Origin of the sequence: Streptomyces sp. NBC_01261 (assembly GCF_036226385.1) — a bacterium.
Classification (GTDB): domain Bacteria; phylum Actinomycetota; class Actinomycetes; order Streptomycetales; family Streptomycetaceae; genus Streptomyces.
This window is the reverse complement of record NZ_CP108463.1, coordinates 6,601,884-6,626,637: the sequence shown is the minus strand read 5'-3', so window position 1 is coordinate 6,626,637 and position 24,754 is coordinate 6,601,884. Positions and strand designations below refer to the sequence as shown.

The 24,754-nt window shown below is 71.3% G+C and carries 22 protein-coding genes and 1 tRNA gene; 13 read left to right on the top strand and 10 right to left on the bottom strand.

Annotated elements, in window-relative coordinates:
• Positions 1 to 102: 102 nt before the first annotated feature.
• The 3 genes from OG226_RS29540 to OG226_RS29530 all read right to left on the bottom strand — a co-directional run bounded on the left by OG226_RS29540 (position 103) and on the right by OG226_RS29530 (position 4,871).
• Entirely contained in the window at positions 103 to 990 is an 888-nt protein-coding gene (locus tag OG226_RS29540; RefSeq protein ID WP_328682715.1) for a cellulose-binding protein, read from the bottom strand.
• Positions 991 to 1,188: 198 nt separating this feature from the next.
• A complete protein-coding gene (locus tag OG226_RS29535; protein ID WP_328682713.1) occupies positions 1,189 to 3,855 on the bottom strand; it encodes an SUKH-4 family immunity protein in 2,667 nt (888 codons plus the stop codon).
• Positions 3,856 to 3,863: 8 nt separating this feature from the next.
• The gene (locus OG226_RS29530; protein WP_328682711.1) at positions 3,864 to 4,871 is read right to left on the bottom strand and encodes an SMI1/KNR4 family protein; all 1,008 of its coding nucleotides are present in this window, start codon (positions 4,869 to 4,871) and stop codon (positions 3,864 to 3,866) included.
• Positions 4,872 to 5,255: 384 nt separating this feature from the next.
• Between OG226_RS29530 and OG226_RS29525 the strand changes: the two genes are divergently transcribed.
• Positions 5,256 to 5,795: a YwqJ-related putative deaminase gene (locus OG226_RS29525; protein ID WP_329350537.1), complete on the top strand. Its 540-nt coding sequence runs from the start codon at positions 5,256 to 5,258 to the stop codon at positions 5,793 to 5,795.
• Between the two features lie 496 nt (positions 5,796 to 6,291).
• Positions 6,292 to 6,786 (top strand): SUKH-3 domain-containing protein, encoded by a 495-nt coding sequence (locus OG226_RS29520; RefSeq protein ID WP_328682707.1) that lies wholly within the window; start codon positions 6,292 to 6,294, stop codon positions 6,784 to 6,786.
• A gap of 298 nt (positions 6,787 to 7,084) precedes the next feature.
• Here the strand turns inward: OG226_RS29520 and OG226_RS29515 are convergent, their stop codons facing one another.
• A complete protein-coding gene (locus OG226_RS29515; protein WP_329350536.1) occupies positions 7,085 to 8,407 on the bottom strand; it encodes a sensor histidine kinase in 1,323 nt (440 codons plus the stop codon).
• A gap of 195 nt (positions 8,408 to 8,602) precedes the next feature.
• Here OG226_RS29515 and OG226_RS29510 point away from each other — a divergent pair.
• The 6 genes from OG226_RS29510 to OG226_RS29485 all read left to right on the top strand — a co-directional run bounded on the left by OG226_RS29510 (position 8,603) and on the right by OG226_RS29485 (position 13,445).
• Positions 8,603 to 8,674 (top strand) — tRNA-Gln (locus tag OG226_RS29510).
• A 164-nt stretch (positions 8,675 to 8,838) separates the two neighbouring features.
• On the top strand, positions 8,839 to 10,284 hold the full coding sequence (glmU, locus tag OG226_RS29505; protein WP_329350535.1) for a bifunctional UDP-N-acetylglucosamine diphosphorylase/glucosamine-1-phosphate N-acetyltransferase GlmU: 1,446 nt from the start codon (positions 8,839 to 8,841) through the stop codon (positions 10,282 to 10,284).
• Between the two features lie 77 nt (positions 10,285 to 10,361).
• On the top strand, positions 10,362 to 11,342 hold the full coding sequence (locus OG226_RS29500) for a ribose-phosphate diphosphokinase (RefSeq protein WP_327403465.1): 981 nt from the start codon (positions 10,362 to 10,364) through the stop codon (positions 11,340 to 11,342).
• 279 nt (positions 11,343 to 11,621) lie between these two features.
• Positions 11,622 to 12,206 (top strand): 50S ribosomal protein L25/general stress protein Ctc, encoded by a 585-nt coding sequence (locus OG226_RS29495; RefSeq protein ID WP_328682702.1) that lies wholly within the window; start codon positions 11,622 to 11,624, stop codon positions 12,204 to 12,206.
• 99 nt (positions 12,207 to 12,305) lie between these two features.
• Positions 12,306 to 12,908, top strand: a complete 603-nt coding sequence (pth, locus tag OG226_RS29490; protein WP_327403463.1) for an aminoacyl-tRNA hydrolase — start codon at positions 12,306 to 12,308, stop codon at positions 12,906 to 12,908.
• Between the two features lie 90 nt (positions 12,909 to 12,998).
• The gene (locus tag OG226_RS29485) at positions 12,999 to 13,445 is read left to right on the top strand and encodes a hypothetical protein (RefSeq protein WP_329350534.1); all 447 of its coding nucleotides are present in this window, start codon (positions 12,999 to 13,001) and stop codon (positions 13,443 to 13,445) included.
• A 79-nt stretch (positions 13,446 to 13,524) separates the two neighbouring features.
• On the opposite strand, the gene ppc is transcribed toward OG226_RS29485, so the two are convergent.
• Positions 13,525 to 16,275, bottom strand: coding sequence for a phosphoenolpyruvate carboxylase (gene ppc, locus OG226_RS29480; RefSeq protein ID WP_328682696.1), 2,751 nt, complete (start codon positions 16,273 to 16,275; stop codon positions 13,525 to 13,527).
• A 307-nt stretch (positions 16,276 to 16,582) separates the two neighbouring features.
• Between ppc and OG226_RS29475 the strand changes: the two genes are divergently transcribed.
• Positions 16,583 to 17,599 carry an acyl-CoA desaturase gene (locus OG226_RS29475; RefSeq protein ID WP_328682693.1) on the top strand — a complete coding sequence of 339 codons (1,017 nt, stop codon included), beginning with the start codon at positions 16,583 to 16,585 and terminating at the stop codon, positions 17,597 to 17,599.
• Positions 17,596 to 18,273 (top strand): TetR/AcrR family transcriptional regulator, encoded by a 678-nt coding sequence (locus OG226_RS29470; RefSeq protein WP_019064642.1) that lies wholly within the window; start codon positions 17,596 to 17,598, stop codon positions 18,271 to 18,273. Before OG226_RS29475 ends, OG226_RS29470 begins: the two co-directional genes overlap by 4 nt.
• Before the next feature lie 77 nt (positions 18,274 to 18,350).
• On the opposite strand, the gene OG226_RS29465 is transcribed toward OG226_RS29470, so the two are convergent.
• The 3 genes from OG226_RS29465 to OG226_RS29455 all read right to left on the bottom strand — a co-directional run bounded on the left by OG226_RS29465 (position 18,351) and on the right by OG226_RS29455 (position 19,785).
• Positions 18,351 to 18,524 carry a CsbD family protein gene (locus tag OG226_RS29465; RefSeq protein ID WP_328682690.1) on the bottom strand — a complete coding sequence of 58 codons (174 nt, stop codon included), beginning with the start codon at positions 18,522 to 18,524 and terminating at the stop codon, positions 18,351 to 18,353.
• A gap of 91 nt (positions 18,525 to 18,615) precedes the next feature.
• Positions 18,616 to 18,978, bottom strand: coding sequence for a VOC family protein (locus tag OG226_RS29460; protein ID WP_329350533.1), 363 nt, complete (start codon positions 18,976 to 18,978; stop codon positions 18,616 to 18,618).
• Positions 18,979 to 18,981: 3 nt separating this feature from the next.
• Entirely contained in the window at positions 18,982 to 19,785 is an 804-nt protein-coding gene (locus tag OG226_RS29455) for a trans-aconitate 2-methyltransferase (protein ID WP_329350532.1), read from the bottom strand.
• Positions 19,786 to 19,889: 104 nt separating this feature from the next.
• Here OG226_RS29455 and tamR point away from each other — a divergent pair, with 104 nt between their 5' ends.
• Entirely contained in the window at positions 19,890 to 20,387 is a 498-nt protein-coding gene (gene tamR, locus OG226_RS29450) for a MarR family transcriptional regulator TamR (protein ID WP_328682685.1), read from the top strand.
• Between the two features lie 256 nt (positions 20,388 to 20,643).
• Here the strand turns inward: tamR and OG226_RS29440 are convergent, their stop codons facing one another.
• Positions 20,644 to 21,411 (bottom strand): LuxR C-terminal-related transcriptional regulator, encoded by a 768-nt coding sequence (locus tag OG226_RS29440; protein ID WP_033284298.1) that lies wholly within the window; start codon positions 21,409 to 21,411, stop codon positions 20,644 to 20,646.
• Positions 21,412 to 21,671: 260 nt separating this feature from the next.
• Here OG226_RS29440 and OG226_RS29435 point away from each other — a divergent pair, with 260 nt between their 5' ends.
• Positions 21,672 to 22,142: a GNAT family N-acetyltransferase gene (locus OG226_RS29435; RefSeq protein WP_328682679.1), complete on the top strand. Its 471-nt coding sequence runs from the start codon at positions 21,672 to 21,674 to the stop codon at positions 22,140 to 22,142.
• Between the two features lie 92 nt (positions 22,143 to 22,234).
• Positions 22,235 to 23,461 (top strand): MFS transporter, encoded by a 1,227-nt coding sequence (locus OG226_RS29430; RefSeq protein WP_329350531.1) that lies wholly within the window; start codon positions 22,235 to 22,237, stop codon positions 23,459 to 23,461.
• A gap of 141 nt (positions 23,462 to 23,602) precedes the next feature.
• On the opposite strand, the gene galK is transcribed toward OG226_RS29430, so the two are convergent.
• A complete protein-coding gene (galK, locus tag OG226_RS29425) occupies positions 23,603 to 24,745 on the bottom strand; it encodes a galactokinase (protein WP_328682673.1) in 1,143 nt (380 codons plus the stop codon).
• Positions 24,746 to 24,754 lie beyond the last annotated feature (9 nt).

Here is a 24,754-nt window from a genome sequence, read left to right as displayed (position 1 = left end):
GGAACGCCGGGCACCTGTCCCCACCCAAGGGGCGCGGGGCTGTGTTCAATGTGCGGCTACCGCCGCGTGGGCGCGACCAGCCCCCACCGGCCCGCAGCCACATCACTCCGCCGCAGCCCGCCCCGTAAGCGCGGTCAAACTACTCCGCACATGATCCATATGCGCCTGGACGTCATCCCAGGTCTCCCCATGCTCGCGCAGCACCCGCTCCGTATCCCGAGCAACCCGCTCCGCCCGCACCCGCGCCTCCGCCACCACTTCGGCCGCCCGCTCAGCCGCCTCGTCCTGCCGCCGCCGATCCGACAACTCCGCCTCGGCAAGGGCCTGTTCAGCCTCCCCCAACGCGGCCTCCGCGAGAGCCACCCGCTCGGCGTACTCCGCATCCAGCGCAGCCGCCCGCGACGACGCCTCCCCCTCGGCCGACGCCCACCGCTCGTCGTGCTCCTTGGCCCGCTCCCCCAACATCGCGGCGGTCCGCTGCCGCACCTCGCGCAAGGCGGACAACGCCTCCGTACGCCCCTCCTTCACCTCACGACGCGCCCCGATCCGAATGTCGTCGGCCTCGGCGCGGGCGGCGAGAAGCCGCTGCCGAGCCCGTTCCTCGACCTCGGCACGGAGCGCGTCGGCGTGCTCCCGCGCAGCCTGGAGCACACCCGCGGCGCGCGCCTCGGCCTCCGCGACCCGCTCCTCCGCCGCACGCCGCGCGGACTCCCGTAGAGCCGCGGCTTCCTCCACCCCCAGCTGGAACAGCCGCTGAGCCCGCTCGCCCAGCGTCTCGTACGTCTGCGGAGCGAGCCGGGACACGGCGACCCGCATCCGCTCGGCCTCCGCCTCCATGTCCTTGGCCAGTACGGTCAGCCGCGCGGCCCGCTCCCAGGCCACGTCCCGGTACCGCGAGATCGCCGCCGCGTACGCGTCGACCTGGTCGGGGCGGTAGCCGCGCCCCCGTACGGCCACGAAGCCACGTGGTGACACCGATGCGCTGCTCATCCTGGAACCCCTCTCCATCCGACGGACACGACATGATGATTTGCCGCATATCTTGATGGATCGGGCGTAAGTGTTCATAACGCGACACTCCGCAGAGAGGTCACGGGCATCACGCGACGCAAAAGGGCCGGACCCGATCACGCGACCGGGTCCGGCCCTTCAATCCTTCAATACGGCCTGTTCAACAGACCGTCGGCGTCACAACAACCCGTCCCACATCTGCTCCAGCAACACCGACCACCAGCTCTCCGGCGACCCGAGCGCCGCCGGATCCAGCGAAGCGAGCTGCGCCTGGAAGTCGACGGTCCAACGGCCCGCCTGCTCCTGGTTGAGCCCGTACCGCAGTCGCCACATCCGGCCGAGCAGCGCCAGACAGCGCGCGAACTCGGGCAGCCCCGTGTTCACGAACTGCGGCGGTACGGGCGCACCGCCCGGCCCCGCCTCCACGGGCACGGCGACGATGTTGGCCGTGCCGTACTGGACGCAGATCGCGCGGCCGAAGTCGCTGCCCATGACGAGGTAGGAGCCCGCGTCGGCGGACGGCCGTACCCCGCGCTCCTGCGCGAGTTCGGCCAACGTCGGTACGGGGCGCCCCGGTTGGGCCTGGGCCCAGAAGAACGGGCCCAGGTCCATCGGCAGTCCCGCCGCGACCAGCGTGTGCGCGACGACCGGCGGTACGCCCTGCCGGGACACCGCCGCCTGCTCGAACCGGAACACTCCCGGCCCGAACGCGCCCGCCAGTTCCTGCGCGATCGCCTCCGGCGGGATCGGCGGCGTCGGCTGCACCGGCGGCAACGGCGCCCGCACCGGGGCGAGTCGGGCCGGTCCGTCGGCGACCTGGTGCAACTCGCCCTGGTGGGCGATCAGTTCGCGCATCCCCTGCTGCCGGCTCGCGTGATCCGTGCCGTACGGCGCGATGCTCGCGATGCGGGCCTGCGGCCACTGTTCGCGGATCATCCGCGCGCAGTACGCGCCCGGCAGTTCGCAGGACTCCAACTCCGTGTGCAGTTCGAGGACTTGGTCCGGCGGGATGTTCATGCCGCGCAGCTCGTGGAAGATCTGCCACTCCGGGTGCGGCGTCCCCGGCGCGGACCGCCGGATCAGCTGCTGCTCGGACCCGTCCGGCGCGCGGTACCGCAACACGGCCTGATAACCCGGCCCCACGGTCGGCAGCCCCTGCTGCGGATAGCCGTACGCGGGCTGCTGCTGCCCGGGGAACGGCTGCCCGGGCGCGGGCGGCATGCCCTGACCGGGCATGGGCCGCCCCGGCGGCGGCACAGCACCGGGAGGCATCGCACCCGGCGGCCTACCGGGGGCGCCCAACGCACCGGGCGCGCCCGGGAACTGCGGCGGCGGAGGCACCCCGGGCCCACCCATCGGGGGCCCGGCGAGCATGGTCTCCGCGTGATGCACGGCACCGTGCGCACCGCCCTGCGAACCGGGGTTGCCGGGAGCGCCGGGAGCGTTCGGCGGCTGGGGCGCACCGGGAACTCCGGGAGCACCAGGCGGCTTGGGCGCGCCCGGAACCCCGGGTACACCAGGGGCACCCGGCGGCTGCGGAGGCCTCGGCCCCGCCGCCCCAGGCCCACCCTGCCCCGGATCGGCAAGCATCGTCGCGGCATGGTGCACCCCACCCGGAGGCGTACCCCCGGGAGTGTTCGGAGCACCGGGCGGCTGCGGCGCACCAGGCCCCGCCTGACCGCCAAGCCCACCAGGCCCGTCCGGCCCGAGCCCGGAAACCATCTGCGTCGCCACATACCCACCCGGCGGCGGAGGCGGAGGCGATGCGGCCGGACCACCCGGCCGCGCACCCGGCGCCCCCGGAGCACCCGGCGGAGGTGGCGTCGTGGAACCACCGCCCCGGCGCGGCGGAGGCGCCGCCTTGCTGGTCGCGGCGTCGGCGATGTCCCCGGCGTTGGGCGCGAGCGCCCGTCCAGGCACCCCGGGCCCACCGGGCGGCTGAGGCACGTTGCCGGCACCCTGGGGATACCCGTACGACGGCGGAGCCGGCTGCGGCGCACCCTGCGGATACCCGTAGGACGGCGGAGTGTTGCCCTGAGGCGCACCACCAGGCCCCTGCGAACCACCAACCCCACCACCGGAGTTGAAGTTGGAGCCGGAGTGGGACTCGTCGAGCGCAGGAGACATTGCCGTACGCGGGAGTTGACTGCCCCCGGAGATCAGCGCGGTCTTGGCGTCGGGCGGGGTGTTGTCCTCGGGCTCCCGCAGCGGCGGCGCGAACACGGTCGCGGGCAGCGGTACCGAACGGTCCTCGCCGGAATCCGCGTTGGTGTCGGTCCCCGCCCAGGGAGTCGCCCCGGCAGGCACGGCGGGCGCGTCGTCCGGCACCCCGGACCCGCCGGCGTCGGGCCACGCCGAAGCGGCGGGCACCCCGGCCTGCGTCTCCGGGAGCGAACTCCGCGCCGAACTCTGCACCCCGACACCCGCACCAGGAGCCGGAGTCGAGGCCGACTCCCCCCGCCGGTCCGGAATCCCCAGCTTGTCCGCCGCCTCCTGCAACCACTCCGGCGGACTCAGCAGGAACGAGGTCTGGTTCAGGTCCACCCGCGCGGGAGCGGCCGGTACCGCGTCGACGATCTCGTCGGATCGGCCGTACTCCTCCTCGTAGCGGCGGACGACCTCACCCACCGGCAGCGCGGGCCACAGCGTGGCCTCACCGCTGTCGCGGGCGAGGACCATCCGCTGTGCGCCGCCGTCCGAACGCGGTCCGTCGGCGCGGTCCTCGGCCCAGATCACGAAGCCGAGCTCGAACTCCCGCACCCGTACCTCGCGATGCTGGTACGACGGCACATCGCCATTGATCCACTCCTCGGCGCGCTCCTGCGCCTGCGCGAAGGTCACCATCGGTCAGCTCACTCCCCCGCCGCGGACGCCGAGGCCGCGGACGACACCGGAACGGACTGGGCGAACCCGCCGTCCACCATCAGATTCGCCACCGTCTCCAACTCCGGGGGATTTCCCGCGAGTCGGGCGAGGAACTGGTCGAAGTCGTCGCCGGCGGGCAGCAGCAGCCGCTCCACGCGCAGGGCCGGCGCCCAGGACGGATCGACGTCGCGGGCGTCGTCGTAGGCACAGAACCACACGGAACCGATCCGCTGCCCCTTCACCTTCACGGCGAGCAGGCCGCCTTGGACGAAGCCGACGGCCAGGTAGTCCTTGGTGAGATGGTCGCGCAGGCATTTGTTCACGTACACAAGGTCGTTGACGGCGGCCTCGTCACGGACCGTGAAGAACGGCTGGTCGATCAGCAGCCCCAACTCGGCGTCCAGCGCGGTGCCGATGGGCGCGGAGCCGCCGGCCGCCTTGAGGAACGAGCGGTAGGCGCCCGGGAGTCGGTAGCCGAGGTCCTCCTCGACACCCTGGACCTGCGCCTCGGTCACCGCGACCGTCGACTTCGGCAGGCCGAAGTGCGCGGGGCGGGTCTCCTGGAGCGGGCGGGTGCCGCGCTTGTCGTGGTCGACGGCGGCCGTGGCGATCCCGCCGTGGTGGCGCAGCAGCGCCTTCACGTCGACGGGGACGAGTTCGAGGCGCCGGGTGCCGACCACGTGGTGCCAGGTCCAGCCGTGCGGGGTGGCCACCGCGGGCACGGTGCCCCACAGCTCGTGACCGGTCGCGGCGAGCGCCGCGTTCGCCGACACGTAGTCCGTGAGGCGCAGTTCGTCGACGCCGAAGCCCTCCGGGGGCTCGGCGATCTCGGCGACCGCGCGCGCGTACGGCGAGAAGTCGGGGTAGCCGTGCTCGTCCATCCGCACCCCTCTGGGGTGGCGGGCCGCCCGGACCGGGTCCGGGAAGTGCACGACCTGCCCGGCGTAGGCCGCGTTCGGTGGCGCGGCTCGCTGCCCGAGCCGACCTGTCGTCATGGCGGTTGCCCCCTGCGGCATTCAGTACGATTCACAGCGGCCGAATGTCCAACTCGCCCCGCTGTGCCCCGTATCGCCTGTCTCGTCTTCTTGACGTCTGCGTTCGACCGTCTCCCCGCGTGTCTCCACGCGTCGACCGCATGGATCGCGGTGCGGACAGCCTATGCGGTACGGCGACACCGGTCACCGGCGGCGGTCGGCCGCACCCGCTCACCGCACCCCTCACCGAACGCACCGCATCCGTCACCGAACCCGCACTTCCGTGACCTGCCGTCACCCCGTCGTGACAGCCCGCCGAAGCCCTGGCGTGTCGCACCGCCCCAGCTACCGCACCAGCCACGGCATTTGGCACTCTGTGACCCGCCGGGGGATGCTCGGGAGGGGATGACGATCATGAACGCGACGCAGACGGGACCGCACACCGGGGCGCACACCGGACCTTCAGGCGACCCCAGAGTCGGCTGGAGCGCCACCGAGGCGCAGCACGCGCCGGCCCTCAACCACCGCCGTGACGGCATACTTCCGACCGTCGCCGCCGCCCTCTCCGTGCGCGGCGCCACCACCCTCACCGGCACCGCCGCCCGCGGCGACCAGCCGCCCGCGCTGCACCCGCTCGTGCGGGACTTCCTCGACACCCTCACCAGCGCCCAGCGCGACCGGTTCACCGGCCGCTGCGCCGAGGCGATCCTCATCTCCCGGCACATCACCACCGCCGACGAGGCCCGCAGCAAGCGCGCCGCGCGCAAGCCGATGACCAACGGCGAGGCCCGCAAGACCCTCAAGCAGGCCAGACTCACCGCCCGCCGCATCCGCGAGGACGGCGACCCCCTGCACGGCAGCTTCGCGCCCCCCTGCCGGGCCTGCACAGCCCTGAGCGCCCACTTCGGCGTCCGAGTCGTAGACCCCGCGACGGAATCGGGCTGACCCCACCCCCGCAAAACCAACCCAGGACAGCACCACCACAAAACTCCAGCACGCCCGCCCCACCGCACGACCGCACCACCGGCCCACCGGCCCACCGGCACCACCGGCACCACCGGCACCACCGGCACCACCGGCCCACCGGCACCACCAGCACGACCGCCCCACCGCACCACCAGCACGACCGCTCCACCGCACGACCGCACCACCGACCCACCAGCACCACCAACACCACCGCACGACCGCACCACCGGCCCCACCGGCCCCACCGGCCCACCGGCACCACCAGCACGACCGCCCCACCGCACCACCAGCACGACCGCTCCACCGCACGACCGCACCACCGACCCACCGACCCACCGACCCCACCACCGGCACCACCGGCACGACGGCCCCACCGCACGACCGCACCACCGCACCACCGCCCCACCGCCCCACCGCACAACAGCTCCAGCGCACCACCGGCACCACCGTCCCTGACGCCGACGATCGAAGGCAGATGCAAGCCGACCGCCACTACTCCACGCGCTTCTCCGTACCCGTGGACGCCGCCCTGCGCGCCGCCGGCTGGCAGCCCGGCCGCTGGGACATAAAACAGGCCGAGATCTGGGCGGACACCCTGCGCGACCACACCTCGCCCGCGGGACACCAGCACGCCGTCTTCCCGGCGGCGGTGGAGGCCTGGGCCGAGTTCGGCGGCCTGCGCATCACGCCCTCCGGCCCCGGCCGCCAGATCTCCCCCGTGACGCTCCACCTGGACCCCCTGCACGGCCTCCACATGGCCCGCACCCTCGGCGACCTCGGCCGAGCCCTGGACACCGACGTCAGCCCCCTGGGCGAGGAACCGGACACCCAGTCCCTCCTGGCCATCGACTCCGAGGGCCGCGTCTACGCCCTCGACCACACGGGCGACTGGTACCTGGGCCCCGACATCGACCAGGCCCTCGCCACCCTGGTCTCCGGCATAGAGCCGGTACGACTCACAGCGGGCTGACCCGAGCAAAGCGGACCGCAGGCCGCGTACGGCGGCAGGGCGACGTGTCGGGGGGTGTCCGCCCGCAGCGGTTGGCGCGTCAAACACGGGCGAGCCGGTAGGCAACGGCCGGCGCGCCAATCCGAGGACGGACACCCCCCGGCGCGGCGCCGACCCAAAACGCACCACGGGCGAACCACAACGCACCGGCACCCACCCACAAAGCCGCACCCCACACCACCCAGGGGCGCCGGGCTGTGTCAATGTGCGGCTCCGCCGCGTGGGCGCGACCAGCCCCCACCGGCCCGCACCCGACAACTCAAACCGCCGGAATCACCGCGGACACCCGAAACCCCCCAGCATCCGTAGGCCCGGAAACAAACACCCCACCCAACGCAAGCACCCGCTCCCGCATCCCCACCAGCCCGTTCCCCCCAGAGGGCAACCGCGCCGCAGACGCAGACGCCGGCTCAGGCGGCGGCTCGTTCTCGACCTGCATCGCGATCTCCGACACCCGATGCGCAAGCCGTACATGCGTCTTCGCACCCGCCGCGTGCTTGTGCACGTTCGTCAACGCCTCCTGCACCACCCGGTAAGCGGTCTGCTCGATCTCCGCGGCATACGAGCGGGTCTCCCCCTCGACAGACAGGTCCACGGCCATCCCGGCAGCCGCAGACTGCCCAAGCAACTCGTCCACGTCGGACAGACAGGGCCCCTCGCCCGCACCCGCACCCTCGTCGTCGACGGCCCGCGAAGCCGCCGCAGCAGCAGCCACGCCCACCGCGACCAGCGGCACGGCCGGCCGCTCGCGGACGCCCCGACTGTCCCCGCTCCTCAACACCCCGAGCATCTCCCGCAGTTCGGTGAGCGCCTGGCGCCCCATGTCCCCGACGAGCGCCGCGTTCTTGACCGCCTTCTCGGGATCCTTGCGAGCGACGGCCTGCAGCGCCGCCGCATGCACGACCATCAGACTCACCCGGTGCGCGACGACGTCGTGCATCTCCCGAGCGATCCGGGTCCGCTCCTCGCCCCGGGCCCACTCGGCACGCTCCTCGGCGCGCTCGGCTAGCAGTTGGAGCTCCCGCTCCAGACTGTCGGCGCGCTCCCGGAGACTCTCCATCAACCGCCGCCTGGCACCCACGTACAGCCCGAGCAGCACGGGCGGCGCGGTCATCCCGACCGCCGTGGTGATGGAGGCGAACGGAACGAACCAGTTCCCCAGTTCCCACGTCCCCCGCTGCATGTCCTGGCGTACCCGCACGAACATGACGATCAGCATCCCGAGGAACGACATCCCGGCCAGCGATCCGATGATCCGGCGCGGCAACTCGGAAGCAGCCAGGGTGTACAGGCCGACGATGCCCATCAGGTAGCCCATCTGGGCCGGGGTGATGGCGATGGAAACAAGCACGACCGCGATCGGCCACTTCCGCCGGACGATCAGCGCCGACCCGGCCAGCACCCCGAAGACGACACCGACGGCGGCCGGGATCCCCGCGTCGTGCGCGAACCGGACCCCCTCCGCCCCGCACTCCGCGGCGGACCCCGCCGCGAGCCCCGTGTCGAGCACCGCACTGCGCCACCTGGTCCACCACCACGGCCCTCCCCGGGCCGTGGCATGGTCTTCCCCCGTCGTGGTCATGCCTCCAGCCTACGGGCGCACGGGCCCGGTTTTCCGGCGAGTTTCGGCGCACCGGCCTACACCACGGCCCGTAATCGCACGGCCACGAAACCGATCACCCGGGACAAGTCCCGTCGCACGGAGGGCATCACGTACGGCATAGTGTTCTGTGCCCACTCGGCGACCAGGCGGAATGTCTGTTTCAACCGAGTTTGATCCCCCGTGGTGTAATCGGCAGCACCGTGGCTTTTGGTGCCATTTGTCCGGGTTCGAGTCCTGGCGGGGGAGCAAAAACCGATCGCAACTGATCGACATCTGAGCAACCCCCTCTCCCAACACCCCTGTTAGGGCCCTGACAGCACTGTCAGGGCCCACTCTCATGTCCCCCATGAAACGCCCCGGTATCCTGCGAATGTCCACCCCCCAGCATTCCGAAGCCGAAGGGCAAACCCGTGAGCGCCATTCGCCCGGCAGCCGTCGTCGTCCTCGCAGCGGGTGAGGGCACCCGTATGAAGTCGGCCACACCGAAGGTTCTGCACGAGCTCTGCGGCCGGACCCTCGTCGGTCATGTGCTGGCCGCCGCCCGCGAGTTGGAGCCGGAGAACCTGGTCGTCGTCGTGGGCCACGCCCGCGAGCAGGTGACCGCGCACCTCGGCGCGACCGACCCCGGCGTACGGACCGCGGTCCAGGCCGAGCAGAACGGCACCGGGCACGCCGTACGCATGGCGCTCGAAGAACTCGGCACCGTCGACGGCACCGTGGTCGTCGTCTGCGGCGACACCCCCCTCCTGCGCGGCGAGACCCTGCGCGCCCTCACCGCCGACCACTCCGCCGACGGCAACGCGGTGACCGTGCTGACCGCCGAGGTCCCGGACGCCACCGGCTACGGCCGCATCGTCCGCGACGGCGCCTCCGGCGCGGTGACCGCGATCGTCGAGCACAAGGACGCCTCCGACTCGCAGCGCGCGATCCGCGAGATCAACTCCGGAGTCTTCGCGTTCGACGGGCAGTTGCTCGCCGACGCGCTCGGCAAGGTGCGCACCGACAACAGCCAGGGCGAGGAGTACCTCACCGACGTCCTCGGCATCCTGCGCGAGGCCGGGCACCGGGTCGGCGCCTCCGTCGCGGGCGACCACCGCGAGATCGCCGGCATCAACAACCGCGTACAGCTGTCCGAGGCGCGCCGCATCCTCAACGACCGGCTGCTCACCGACGCCATGCTCGGCGGGGTCACCGTCATCGACCCGGCGACGACCTGGATCGACGTCGACGTCACCTTCGCCCAGGACGCGGTCGTCCACCCCGGCACCCAGCTGCACGGCACCACCCACATCGGCGAGGGCGCCGAGGTCGGCCCCAACACCCGCCTGACGGACACCACCGTCGAGGCCGGCGCCCGCGTCGACAACACCGTCGCCGTCAGCTCGCACATCGGCCCGCAGGCGTCCGTCGGCCCGTTCGCCTATCTCCGTCCCGGCACCCGGCTCGGCGCGAAGGGCAAGATCGGGACGTACGTCGAGACGAAGAACGCGACGATCGGCGAGGGCACGAAGGTCCCGCACCTCTCCTATGTCGGGGACGCGACGATCGGCGAGTACACCAACATCGGTGCCGCCAGCGTCTTCGTGAACTACGACGGCAAGGACAAACACCACACCACCGTGGGATCGCATTGCCGGACGGGTTCGGACAATATGTTTGTGGCACCCGTCACGGTCGGGGACGGCAGTTACACCGCCGCCGGCTCCGTGATCACGAAGGACGTACCGCCCGGTTCGCTGGCCGTGGCCCGTGGCCAGCAGCGGAATATCGAGGGCTGGGTGGCCCGCAAGCGTCCAGGCAGCGCGGCTGCGAAGGCCGCGGAAACGGCTTCCCGCCAGGGCGAGAGCGAGAACTGACCGGAAACGGGCGCGTCGAACACGGCGTACCGTGATAAACGCACACCCAGTTGAATGACCTCTGAGGAGACAGTGCTGTGACCGGGATCAAGACGACCGGCGAGAAGAAGATGATGTTCTTCTCCGGCCGCGCCCACCCCGAGCTTGCCAAGGAGGTCGCCCAGCAGCTGGGTGTCGGGGTAGTCCCGACGAAGGCCTTCGACTTCGCGAACGGCGAGATCTACGTCCGCTTCGAGGAGTCGGTGCGCGGTGCGGACTGTTTCGTGATCCAGAGCCACACGGCTCCCATCAACCAGTGGGTCATGGAGCAGCTCATCATGATCGACGCGCTCAAGCGCGCGTCGGCCCGCTCCATCACCGTCATCGTGCCGTTCTACGGCTATGCCCGGCAGGACAAGAAGCACCGCGGCCGCGAGCCGATCTCGGCCCGTCTGATCGCGGACCTGATGAAGACGGCGGGTGCGCACCGCATCCTCACCGTCGACCTGCACACCGACCAGATCCAGGGCTTCTTCGACGGGCCCGTGGATCATCTCTTCGCCCTCCCGCTCCTCGCGGACTACGTGGGCTCCAAGGTCGACCGCAGCAAGCTGACCGTCGTCTCCCCGGACGCCGGCCGCGTGCGCGTCGCCGACCGCTGGTGCGACCGCCTCGGCGCGCCCCTCGCGATCGTGCACAAGCGGCGCGACAAGGACGTGGCGAACCAGGTGACCGTCCACGAGGTCGTCGGCGAGGTCAAGGGCCGCGTCTGCGTCCTGGTCGACGACATGATCGACACCGGTGGCACGATCTGCGCCGCCGCGGACGCCCTGTTCGCGCACGGCGCGGAGGACGTCATCGTGACGGCCACCCACGGCGTGCTCTCCGGCCCGGCCGCGGACCGCCTGAAGAACTCCCGCGTCAGCGAGTTCGTCCTCACCGACACCCTCCCCACCCCGGGCGAGGTCGGCGCCGACCTCGACAAGATCACGGTCCTGTCGATCGCCCCGACCATCGCGAACGCGGTCCGCGAGGTCTTCGAGGACGGCTCGGTGACAAGCCTCTTCGAGGGACACTGAGCGCTCCGCTGGAAGGGCCGCGATATGCCGTCGATCGTCCGCGGCTTCGTCGTGGCTGATCGCGCAGTTCCCCGCGCCCCTTTGGGGCGCTCGTGAACCGGCGCTTCCAGAAGATCGATTTCCGGTACGGCCTCCCTGCCGAGTAAGCTGCCACAGTTGCTCGGCGAGGGAGGCCGTACCGGTTTTCGGGTACGGCGGTCCGTTATCGACGCGCTCTTCGTAGCAGGCCGATGTTCGGCCGGGTGACCGCCTTCCCCGACTGTTCTACGAGGAGTGACCATGGCCGACGTCAAGCTCGCCGCCGAGACCCGCACCGAGTTCGGCAAGGGTGCCGCCCGCCGTATCCGCCGTGAGAAGAAGGTCCCCGCCGTGGTCTACGGCCACGGTGTCGACCCGCTGCACATCACCCTGCCGGGCCACGAGCTGCAGCTCGCCCTGCGTACCCCGAACGTCCTGCTCACCCTGGACATCGAGGGCACGACCCAGCTCGCCATCCCGAAGGCCGTCCAGCGTGACGCCATCAAGGGCTACCTGGAGCACGTCGACCTGCTCACCGTGAAGAGCGGCGAGAAGGTCACCGTCGAGGTCTACGTCCACACCGAGGGCGAGCTGGCCCCGGGCTCCTTCCTGCTGGAGCACGTGCTGAGCACGATCACCGTCGAGGCCGAGGCCACGCACATCCCCGAGTCGGTCACCGTGTCCATCGCGGGCCTGGAGGCCGGTGCCTCCATCGCCGCCAAGGACATCCCGCTGCCCAAGGGCACCACGCTGGCGATCGACGAGGACGCGGTCGTCCTCCAGGTCCTGGCCGCCCAGGCGGAGGAGGCGTCCGCCGACGCCGACGCCGAGGGCTCCGAGGCCTGATCCCCACCGCTCACCGTTTCGTCAGCCGCTGTTCCCACCGGGAGCAGCGGCTGGCTGCCGAGGATCCGGGGGTGTCCCCCGAAAACACAGCAAGGAGACATGGACGTGACGACCGACGCCAATGCCCCCTGGCTGATCGTGGGACTGGGCAACCCCGGCCCCGAGTACGCGAACAACCGGCACAACGTGGGCTTCATGGTGGCCGACCTGCTGGCCGAGCGGATCGGCGGCAAGTTCAAGCGGGCCGGGAAGGCACAGGCGCAGGTCCTGGAGGGCCGGATCGGCGCGCCGGGTCCGGCGAGCCGCCGGGTCGTGCTGGTCAAGCCGACGTCGTTCATGAACCTGTCGGGCGGCCCGGTCAACGCGCTGCGCGACTTCTACAAGGTGCCGCTCGCGAACGTCGTCGCGGTGCACGACGAACTGGACATCGACTACGGCACCCTCCGCCTCAAGCTCGGCGGCGGCGACAACGGCCACAACGGCCTGAAGTCGATGACGAAGGCGATGGGCCCCGACTACCACCGGGTGCGCTTCGGCATCGGACGCCCGCCGGGCCGGATGCAGGTCGCCGACTTCGTCCTGAAGGACTTCTCTTCCACGGAGCGCAAGGAACTGGCCTTCCTGGTGGACCGGGCGACGGACTCCGTGGAGTGCCTGGTGAGCGAGGGCCTGGAGCGGGCGCAGAGCGCGTACAACTCCTGAGCTGCCCGACCTGCCCGGCTTGCCCGACTTAACCGTCTTGTCCCGCGCGGAAGTTGACCGCGCGTGCGGGTATGGCCAATGATCCCCGCCATGAACTTCGGACGGCTCGCGGCGATGGGCACGGTGACCGTGCTGATCCTGATCGCCGGGGTGTGGGGTTCGTGGCCGACCGCGCACAACGTGATGCTCACCAAGGGCCGTGAGAGCGGCACGATCGAGGTCACCGCGTGCGGCGACGCCACCTGCACCGGCCCCTACACCCCGGTCTCGACGGGGTCGAAGGCCCGCGCCGAGGTCGTCATCGACCACACGGTCGCGGTGAAGAAGGGCAGGACGTACGCGGTGGTCGTGCGGCCCGGCACCGACGAGGTCATGCGCTCCGGTCCCGCCGGTGTCCTCTACGCCTGGGTGCCCCTCGGCGGCGCCCTGTTGCTCGCCTCGGTGGTGGTCGCGGGCGGGCTGCGGCTGACCCGGGCCGCGTGGGTGCTGGCGGGGACGGGCATCGCGCTGCTGACGGCGGCGTTCGTCGCCCTCTGACGGCAGCGGTCCGCCGTACGACATGACGGTGCCCCCGAGCCTCTACGACAGCTCGGGGGCACCCTTCGTCGGTGTCCGGTCAGCCGGTGTTGCGCAGGCCCGCCGCCACACCGTTCACCGTGAGGAGCAGGGCCCGGCTCAGCAGCGGGTCGGGCTCGGCGCCGGCCGCCGCCTCGTCGCGCTGGCGCTTGAGGAGGGTGACCTGGAGGTAGGAGATCGGGTCGAGGTAGGCGTCGCGGATGGTGAAGGTCTGCTTCAACACCGGGGTGGCGTCCAGCAGTTCGGCCTCACCGGTGACGCGGAGCACCTCGGCGACGGTCAGATCGTGCTCGGCCCTGATGGTGTCGAACACGTGCTTGAGGTCGTCCGGGACGAGGGTGTCGACGTAGTGCTGGGCGATCCGCAGGTCCGTCTTCGCGAGGGTCATCTCGACGTTGGAGATGAAGTTGCGGAAGAAGTGCCACTGTTCGTGCATCTCGTCGAGCACGCCCTCTCCTCCCAATGTCGCCGTCAGGCCCGCCTCGCGCAGCGCCTTCAGGCCGGAGCCGACACCGAACCACCCCGGCACGATCTGCCGGGACTGGGTCCAGCCGAACACCCACGGGATCGCGCGCAGTCCGTCGAGCGAGACGCCCGAGCCGGGGCGGCGGGAGGGCCGCGACCCCAGGTGCAGATCGGCGAGCTGGTCCACGGGCGTGGAGGCGAGGAAGTACGTCGGAAGGTCCGGGTCCTCGACCAGCCTGCGGTAGGCGGCGTGGGCGGCGTCGCTGACCACGTCCATGGCCGCGTCCCAGCGGGCCAGCGCCTCGTCGGACTGGCGGGGCGAGGTGTGCAGCGCGGAGGCCTGGAGGGTTGCCGCGACGGTCAGTTCGAGGTTCTCGCGGGCCAGTGACGGCACGAGGTACTTGTCGGAGATGACCTCGCCCTGCTCGGTCACCTTGATCTCGCCCTCCAGCGTTCCCCACGGCTGGGCGAGGATCGCGTCGTGGGACGGACCGCCACCGCGGCCGACGGTTCCGCCGCGGCCGTGGAACAGGCGGAGGCGGACGCCGTAGCGGTGCGCCACGTCACGCAGGCGGCGCTGCGCCCGGTGGATCTCCCACTGACTCGTCGTGATGCCACCGAACTTGGAGGAGTCGGAGTACCCGAGCATGACCTCCTGCACGTCCCCGCGCAGCGCCACGAGCCGCCGGTAGGACGGGTCGGAGAGCATGTCCTCAAGGATGGTGTCGGCGGCCTTCAGCTCGTCCGTGGTCTCCAGCAGCGGGACGATGCCGACCTTCGCCCACCCGGAGTGCAGGTCGATCAGCCCGGCCTCGCGGGCCAGCACGGCGGCGGCGAACACGTCGTCGGCACCCTGGCACATCGAGATGATGTACGACTCGATGACCTCGGGCCCGAACACGGCGAGGGCCTTCTTGACGGTCTCGAAGACGCCGAGGGTCTTCTCACCAGCCGCGTCGACGGGCGCGGGGGTGGGAGCCAGCGGCCTCCTGGACCTGAGCTCCTTGGCGAGCAGCTTGGTGCGGTACTCGCGGGGCATGTCGGAGTAGCGCCAGGACTCCTCGCCGAGCCGGTCGAAGAGCTGGCCGAGCGCGTGGTGGTGGGCGTCCGCGTGCTCGCGTACGTCCATGGTGGCGAGCTGGAGGCCGAACGCGCCGAGCGTGCGGATCGTACGGTCCATGCGGCCGTCGGCGAAGAGGCCGCCGCGGTGGGCGCGCAGGGAGGTCTGGATCAGGGTGAGGTCGTGCAGCAGCTGGGCGGTGCCGAGGTAGTCGCGGCCGTCGTCGTGCGGGGTGCCCTTGGCCAGCCGGCTCTTGGTGTTCTCCAGCTTCTGCCGGATGCAGGTGGCCTTGAGGCGGTACGGCTCCTCGGCGTTGAGGCGCTTGTAGCGGGGGCTGATCTCGGGCAGCCGCTCCAGGTCGGTCCGGAGGGACTCCAGCAGCTCCTCCGTCGCGCCGGTGTAGCGGATGGAGTTGGAGAGGAAGCCGCGCAGCTCGTCGATCGTCTCCAGGGCGTCGTTGATGCCGTGCTCGTGCTGGAGGATCAGGACGTCCCAGGTGACCTGCGGGGTCACGTTCGGGTTGCCGTCGCGGTCGCCGCCGATCCAGGTCCCGAAGGTGAGCGGGCGGGTGTCGTCGGGCAGCTTGACGCCGACGCGCTCCAGCTCGGCCGTGAGGTCTTCGAGGACGTCGCCGACGGCGCCCGCGTGCAGCTCGTCCAGGTAGTAGATGGCGTTACGGGCCTCGTCCGCGGGCTCCGGGCGTACGACGCGCAGCTCGTCGGTCTGCCACACCAGGTCGATGTTCTCGGCCAGCCGGGTGTCGTAGCGGCGGCGGTCGGACTCGATGACCGGGGTCTCCAGGAGCGTGGCGATGCGCCGGAGCTTGTTGAGGACCGACCGGCGCGCGGCCTCGGTGGGGTGCGCGGTGAAGACCGGGCGGACGTTCAGGTTCTTGACCGTCTCGCGCAGGTGGTCGGGGTCGGCGTCCTTGAGGCGGTCGGCCGTACGGGCGAGGAGACCGCCCTCGGCGGCCCGCCGGGCGCGCAGCTCGCGGCCGCGGTGGACCTGCTCGGTGACGTTGGCCAGGTGGAAGTAGGTGGAGAAGGCGCGGACCAGCTTGGCGGCGGTCTCCAGCTCGGTGCCGCGCAGCAGCTCGGCGGCGGCCTCGCCGTCCTCGCGGGTGAGGCGGCGGACCTTCTCGACCAGTTCGAGCAGCTCGGGGCCCTCCTGGCGGACGAGGGTCTCGCCGAGCAGGTCGCCCAGTCGCCGGATGTCGGCGCGCAGCTCGTTGTTGGTCGTGGTGGCCTGGTCGTCGGCACTGCTCACAGGTGCGGCTCCTTGCAGTGTTTGAAGCTCGTCTGGAGGGAACCCGGACGGCGGTCCCACGGCGGCTGCCGCATACGGGACGGACATCCGGGAAGAAAACAGAGCGGACCGCGCTGTCCGACCGACACCCAGGATAGGTGTCCACTCTGACGCGCGGTCTCACGGGCTTCGTCCACAGGTCGACGCGCTGCCATACTTACGTCGCCGTAGGTTACGGAACCGTAGGGAAGTCCATGCTGAACTGTTGCTGCCCGGCTCCCGCCGTCCGACGCTCCGCCTCCACCTCCGAACCCCACAGGGGACGCCCATGACCACGAGCTCCGATGTGATCGACGACGCCCCGCGGGCGAACGACGACGGCACTCCGCTCCCCGCCGCCACGCGGGGCGGCGAGAAGAAGGGGTCGTTGGAACAACTCACCCTTCTCCTCTTCATCACCGTCCCGTTCCTGGCCCTGCTCGCGGCGGTGCCGCTGGCGTGGAGCTGGGGCGGGGTGAGCTGGCTGGACCTCGGCCTGCTGGTCTTCTTCTACTACCTGGGCTGCCACGGCGTGACGATCGGCTACCACCGGTACTTCACGCACGGCTCCTTCAAGGCGAAGCGCCCGCTGCGGATCGCGATCGCGATCGCCGGGTCGATGGCGGTCGAGGGACCGCTGGTGCGCTGGGTGGCCGACCACCGCAAGCACCACAAGTTCTCCGACGCGGACGGCGACCCGCATTCGCCGTGGCGCTACGGCGAGACGGTGCCGGCGCTGATCAAGGGCCTGTGGTGGGCGCACATCGCGTGGATGTTCGACGAGGAGCGCACCCCGCAGGAGAAGTACGCGCCGGATCTCATCAAGGACCGGACGATCCGGGCGATCTCCCGCCAGTTCATCTTCTGGACGATGCTCTCGCTCGCGCTGCCGCCGCTGATCGGCGGACTGGCGACGATGTCCTGGTGGGGCGCGTTCACGGGCTTCTTCTGGGGCTCGCTCGTGCGGGTCGCGCTGCTGCACCACGTCACCTGGTCGATCAACTCGATCTGCCACGCGGTCGGCAAGCGCCCCTTCAAGTCCCGTGACCGTTCCGGCAACGTGTGGTGGCTGGCGATCCTGTCCTGCGGCGAGTCCTGGCACAACCTGCACCACGCCGACCCGACGTCCGCGCGGCACGGTGTGATGCGCGGCCAGCTGGACTCATCGGCGCGGATCATCCGCTGGTGCGAGCAGCTCGGCTGGGCCCATGACGTGCGCTGGCCGTCACGCTCACGTATCGATTCGCGCCGTATCTCCGGTACGGACGGCTCTCAGCCCCGGAAGGAGTCGGCGGAGGCGGCATGATTGACGCCGTGGCGACCGATCCCAGCAGCACCCCGAGCAACGAGAAGCCCCGACGCGCGCGCCGCACCCGGATGACGGGAGCCGAGCGCCGGGCCCAGCTGCTGGAAGTCGGCCGCACGCTCTTCGCGACGAAGGGCTTCGAGGCGACGTCGGTGGAGGAGATCGCGGCGAAGGCCGGGGTCTCCAAGCCGGTGGTCTACGAGCACTTCGGCGGCAAGGAGGGCCTGTACGCGGTGGTCGTGGACCGCGAGATGCGCCGCCTCCTCGACATGGTGACCAGCTCTCTCACGGCCGGCCACCCCCGCGAACTCTGCGAACAGGCGGCCTTCGCCCTCCTCGACTACATCGAGGAGTACACGGACGGCTTCCGCATCCTGGTCCGCGACTCCCCCATCCCGCAGTCCACGGGTTCCTTCGCGTCCCTGATCTCGGACATCGCGACCCAGGTCGAGGACATCCTGGGCCGCGAGTTCAAGAGCCGGGGCTTCGACGCGAAACTCGCCCCCCTCTACGCCCAGGCCCTCGTCGGCATGGTCGCCCTGACCGGCCAGTGGTGGCTGGACGTCCGCCGCCCGAAGAAGGCGGAGGTGGCCGCCCATCTGGTGAACCTGGCCTGGCACGGGCTGGACGGGCTGGAGTCGAAGCCGCATCTGATAGGGCGCCGAAAAAGCTGAACCCGTACATACGGACAAAGTGGCGGGGCCCCTGCTTCTCAGCAGGGGCCCCGCCACTGTCGTCCACCACTGGCGCGTCAGCGCTTGAAGGCGTCCTTGGCCTTCTCCTTGGCCTCGCGCGCGTCGCCCTTGGACTTCTCGGCCTGCCCCTTGGCCTTCATGGTCTCGTTCCCCACGGCCCGGCCCACGGTCTCCTTGACCTTGCCCTTGGCCTGTTCCTTCTTGGCCTTGGCCTTCTCGTCCTTCGCCACGGTTCATCAACTCCCGGTCGGATCGAAACTCGGTACTCGGAAACTCGGCGCCACCCACCGGGTAGCCGCGAAGGCGAGGGACAAACACCGATCAGACGTCGGGCTCCAGGAACTCCAGCCGATTCCCCACCGGATCCTCCGAGTAGAAACGCCGGTACCCAGGCAGGTTCTCGTCCCAAGTGACCGGCGCGCCAAGGGACTTCAGCCGGGCCGCATACGCCTCGATGCCGGTCACGCGGAGCCCGGGGTGCGCCTTCCTCGCGGGCCGGAAATCGGTCTCGATCCCTAGGTGGAGCTGGACAACCCCCGCCCCGAACCAGCACCCGCCCCGCGCCGCCGGCACAGGCGGCTTGGGGATCTCAGCCATGCCCAGGACGTCGACGTAATACCTCCGCAGCGCGTCCTCCGACCCCGCCGGAGCCGCCAGCTGCACATGGTCCACGGCCGCGAGCATCCCTCACGCCTCCTTGCGGGCCACCGCGAACAGGCGGCGGAACGGGAGGACCGTGCCGTAGTCCGCTGTCGGGTACGCCTCGCGGAGGAGGTCGCGGTACTCCGTCACGAAGGCGTCCCGCGCCTCCGGGTCGTCCGCCAGGGCGGTCAGGGCCGGGCGCAGGCCGGTGCCCTTGACCCAGTCGAGGACGGGGTCGTCGCCGGGGAGGATGTGCTGGTACGTCGTCTGCCAGACGTCCGGGGCACAGCCCAGGCGGGCCAGGTGGTCGAGGTAGACGCCGGGCGCGTGGACCGAGTCCTCGCGGCGCAGGACCTCGCCCAACCGCGCCTTCCAGCGGGCGCTGCCGGCCAGTTCGCGCATCAGGGCGTGCAGGGGTGCGTCGATGTTGTCCGGCACCTGGAAGGCGAAGGTGCCGCCGGGGGCCAGCGCCGAGACCCAGTCGCCGAACCGGTCCAGGTGCCCCGGCACCCACTGCAGCGCCGCGTTCGACACGATCAGGTCGTACGTCTGCGACGGCGTCCACTCCGTCGCGTCCGCGTGGGCGAAGTCGAGCCGGCCGCCGGCGGAGGTGGGACCGGCGTAGGGCTCGGTCTTCGCGAGCATCTCGGGCGAGTTGTCGTAGCCGGTGATGTGCGCGGTGGGCCAGCGGTCGGCGAGCACGGTGGTCACGTTGCCGGGGCCGCAGCCGAGGTCAGCGATCCGGGGCGCGGCACCGGGGAGGTCGGTGACGCGGGCGAGGAGGTCGGCGAACGGGCGGGCGCGGTGGCCGGCGTGGCGCAGGTACTGAGCGGGGTCCCAAGTCGTCATGCCGTCCACTCTCCTCGGCCGAATGTCTTGATGTCAAGAGACTTTTAATCAAGATGCTTGACATCAAGAGACTTCATGTCGACACAACCACTACACTGATCGTCATGGAGGACGAGGTCGATCGGCTTGTCGCAGCGTGGCGCCGGGAGCGCCCCGACCTCGACGTGGAGCCACTTGAGGTGCTCAGCCGGGTGAGCAGGCTGGCCCGGCACCTGGACCGGGCCCGCCGGCTGGCGTTCGCCGAGCACAGCCTGGAGCCCTGGGAGTTCGACGTGCTGACGGCGCTCAGGCGCGCGGGCAGCCCCTACCAGCTCTCCCCCGGCCAGTTGCTGACCCAGACCCTGGTCACGTCCGGCACGATGACGAACCGTATCGACCGCCTCGCGAAGAAGGGCCTGGTCGAGCGGCTCCCCGACCCCAGCGACCGCCGGGGCGTACTGGTCCGCCTCACCGAGGAGGGCCAGGACCGCGCGGACCAGGCCCTGGCCGGCCTGCTGGCCCAGGAGCGCGCGATCCTCGCGGAACTCTCCCGCGCCCAACGGGGCGAACTGGCAGACCTGCTACGCCAGTTGACCGCCCCGTTCGACAACATCCCCGGCTAGACCGACGGGACCCGCGCCCGCGCGGCACACGCCCAACCTGCCCACCACACGCGCAACCCTCCCGCGCCCAACGGGGCGAACTGGCAGACCTGCTACGCCAGTTGACCGCCCCGCTCGACAACACCCCCGGCTAGACCGACCGGACCCACCCCCGCACGCCGCGCGAAAGCCACCACCCCGAGGGCGAAGCGGACACCCAACCCGCCCACCACGTACGGAACCCTCCCGCACCCAACAGACCGAACCGGCAGACCCGCTACGCCAGTTGACCGCCCCGCTCGACAACATCCCCGGCCAGGTCGACGGGGCCCACGCCCGCGCGCCGGGCGAGAGCCACCGCCGCGAGGGTGGAGTGGACGCCCAACTTGCCGAGCACGTTTTGCATATGCGTGCGGACGGTGTGCGGGGAGAGGAAGAGTCTCTCGGCGACCGCCTTCCGCCCGAGACCCGCCACCATGCAGCGCAGGACTTCCCGTTCCCTCGGCGTGAGGGACTCCACCAGGCGCTCGCTCTCGGTGCGGTGCTTGCGCGCGGCCGTCAGCTCACGCAGGACGCCGGTCAGCAGGGCGGGTGGCAGGTGCGTCTCGTCGCGAAGCACCCCTCGGATGACGGTTAAAAGCCTGGACAGCGAGCAGTCCTTGGCGACCCAGCCGGACGCCCCGGCCTGCAGGGCCAGCGCGGCCCGGCGCGGATCGTCCTTCTCCGCCAGCACGACCATCCGTACGCTCGGCTGGGCCGAACGGACCCCGGCGACCAGGGAGATCCCGTCCACCAGCCCGTCCTCGTTGCCCGCCTGTACGGGTACGGCGGGCCGGACGCCCGGCACGTTGCCGCCCAGATCGGCGTCCACGAGCAGGACGTCGAATCTGCGGCCCTCGGCGTTCGCGCGCTCCATGCAGCGCAGCGCGGCGGGACCGCTGCCCGCCGCGGACACGTCGACATCTGGCTCGGCGGCCAGTGCCGCGGCCAGCGATTCGGCGAAGATGCGATGGTCGTCGACGACCAGGACTCGGATGCGAACCACGAAACCCCCTTCCCCAGGCTCCTGGTGGAGCAGGGGATACCTCATCGTCGGGAGACGAAGCGATGATTGCGGGTACGACGCCCGGGAGGGCCTGCGCCGCACGGCCGCCGCCGTGCTGACACTGCTACCCCCACATCGGGCGTCGTACCCGACTTGTCTCGCCCCCTGAACAGCACCGGCCCCCACCGGTGCTGCTCACAGCGTACGGCTGGGGCGCAGCAGCGGAACCCAATTTGCAGAACTGACCGTCCGGCGCGTTTATGGTGAGCCGCATGTTTCGTATTGAGACGGAAGTCGACAAGGAGCGACGCGATCTGCTCCGCGCCCGGCTGCTCGAAACCAACACGGCGGCATCGCCGGTACTGCGCGCCCTGCGCGGAACCCCTCGCGAACGTGAAGTTCCGCTCCAGGTGTGGGCGTTGGACGGGACGGGTGAACTGGCGGGCGGGCTGGTCGGCCACACCTGGGCGGACTGGCTGCACGTGACGTACCTGTGGGTGGACGGCCGCCACCGCGGCACCGGCCTCGGCTCCCGCCTCCTCGCCGAGGCGGAACGCGTCGCCCACGACGAGCGCGGCTGCGGGGCGGCCCGCCTGGAGACGTGGAACTTCCAGGCGCCGGAGTTCTACAAGAAGCAGGGGTACGAGGTGGTGTGCGTGATCCCGGACTATCCGCCGGGGCTCACGGAGTACACCCTGACGAAGAGGCTGGACCGGACGAACCCCGGGTGAACTGGCCGCCGGGGACGCGCTCCGTCCGGCCGGGCCGGTGAAGTGGCCGGTTGTGGACGTGCGTTGAGGCCGACCCTCTAAAGTCCCTGGCCGTGACACTCACTTCGACGCAGGGCTCCGGAAAATCCACGCTGTGGCGTGAGCGGCCGTTCGTGCTGCTCGCCTCCGCCCGCACCGTCTCCGTACTCGGCAACGGATTCGCCCGGGTCGCGCTCGCCTTCGCGGTGCTGGCGCTGCCCGGCGCCGGACCGGGCCGGCTCTCGCTGGTCCTGGCCTGCCAGGCGTTGCCGCAGTTGGTGTTCATCCTGGTGGGCGGGGTCATCGCGGACCGGATGTCACGCGCCCGCCTGATGGCGCTGGCGGATGTGCTGGGGGCCGGGGCCTACACGGCGCTGGCCGCGATGGTCCTGACCCGGCACGCCCCGCTCCCGGCGATGTGTCTGCTGGCGGTGGCGGCGGGCACGGCGACCGCGCTGTTCGCCCCGGCGATGAACGGGATCATGCCGCTGGTGGTCCCCACGGACCAGTTGCAGCAGGCGAACGCCCTTCTGCGGGTGGGCACCAACAGCGCGCTGCTCCTGGGTCTGTCGCTCTCGGGCGTGACGGTGGCGCTGGTCGGCCCCGGCTGGGCCCTGGCCCTGAACGCCGTGTCCTTCGCCCTCAGCGCGGCCCTCACCGCCCGCCTCCCGGTCCCGGCCCGCCCGCCGAAGAAGTCCTCCGGCTGGGCCGATCTCCGGGAGGGCTGGCGGGAGTTCGCGTCCCGGCAGTGGCTGTGGGTCGTGGTGGCGCAGTGGTCGATCGTGGTGGCGGCGCTCAACGCGAACGTAGGAGTCCTCGGCCCCCTGACCGCCGACCGTTACCTCGGCGGAGCCCGCGCCTGGTCGCTCATCGTCGCCGCGCAGGCCCTGGGCACGATCGCCGGCGCGGGCCTGGCCGCCCGCGTCCGGGTCGACCGCCCGATCCTGGTGGCGGTCCTGGCCACGTTCCCGACGGCACTACCGGTAGCCCTCCTCGCCGTACGGGCCCCCGTCTGGCTGATCGCCGCCGCGATGTTCACGGCCGGCGTCTCCAGCGACATCTTCGGCGTCCTGTGGGCCACCACGATCCACCGAGAGATCCCCGAGGAATCCCTCTCCCGAGTCAGCTCCTACGACGGCTTCGGCTCCCTGGCCTTCGCCCCGCTGGGTTTGCTGATCGCGGGCCCGCTGTCGGCGACCGTGGGCCTGGGTCACACGCTCGCGGGCTGCGCGGGGCTGGTGGTTCTGGCGACGGGCGCGGCGCTGCTGGCTCCGGGGGTACGGAGGCTCACAGCTCCTTGAGCGCGTCCGGGATCCCGGCTGATGCCGAGGGTGTGCGGCCGAGACGGTCACGGAGTTCGGCCCAGCAGCCCACATGGCTCCTCCCCCACCGCACACCCGGACGTCACACGCCCCCGCTCGCCCGCAGGCCGCACCCCAGGGTCACTCCACCCGCCGCGCCCCCGCCGACGGCACCGCCGGGAACACCCGAGGCGCCGTGTATCCCGCCGCGGCGAACGCCTCCTCGACCGCCTTCGTGACCGTGTCCGCCTCCGTGGCCTCCACGAGGACGACGGCCGAGCCGCCGAAGCCGCCGCCCGTCATGCGCGCGCCGAGCGCACCCGCGCCGACCGCCGTGTCGACCACGAGGTCCAACTCCGGGCAGGAGATGCGGAGATCGTCGCGAAGGGAGGCGTGGCCCTCGGTGAGGACCGGGCCGATCGCGCGGACGTCGCCCGCGTCCAGGAGGGTGATGACCTGGTCGACCCTGTGGTCGTCCGACACCACGTGGCGGACGTAGCGCCGCACCCGCTCGTCGGAGAGGCGTGCCAGTGACGACTCCAGGTCCTCGTACGCCACGTCCCGCAGGAACGGGACGCCCAGCTGCCGCGCGCCCTCCTCGCAGCCCTCCCGGCGTTCCGCGTACGCGCCGTCGCCGAGCGCGTGCTTCACGCGGGAGTCGACGACCAGCAGCGAGAGGCCCTCGGACGCGAGGTCGAAGGGGATCTGGCGGATCGACAGGTCACGGCAGTCGAGGTGGAGCGCGTGGCCCTCCTCGCAGCAGGCCGAGGCCGTCTGGTCCATGATGCCGCAGGGGACGCCGACGAAGTCGTTCTCCGCGCGCTGGGAGAAGCGGGCCAACTCCGGTGCGGACAGGCCCAGTTCGAACAGGTCGTTCAGAGCCAGGGCCGTGACCACCTCCAGCGCCGCCGAGGACGACAGGCCCGCGCCCGTCGGGACGGTGGAGGAGAGGTGGATGTCCGCGCCCGTCACCTCGTGGCCCGCCTCGCGCAGCACCCACACCACGCCCGCCGGGTACGCGGCCCAGCTCGTGTTCGTACGCGGGGCCAGCTCGTCGACATGCAGTTCTACGACCGGGCCCTCGATGTCCGCCGAGTGGAGGCGCAGGACGCCGTCGCTGCGGCGGGACACCGCCGCCACCGCCGTGTGCGGCAGGGCGAGCGGCATCACGAAGCCCTCGTTGAAGTCGGTGTACTCGCCGATCAGGTTGACCCGGCCCGGCGCGGCCCAGACGCCCTCGGGAGCGGTCCCGTACAGCTCCTCGAAGCCCTCGCGTACACCCACGTGCGATCC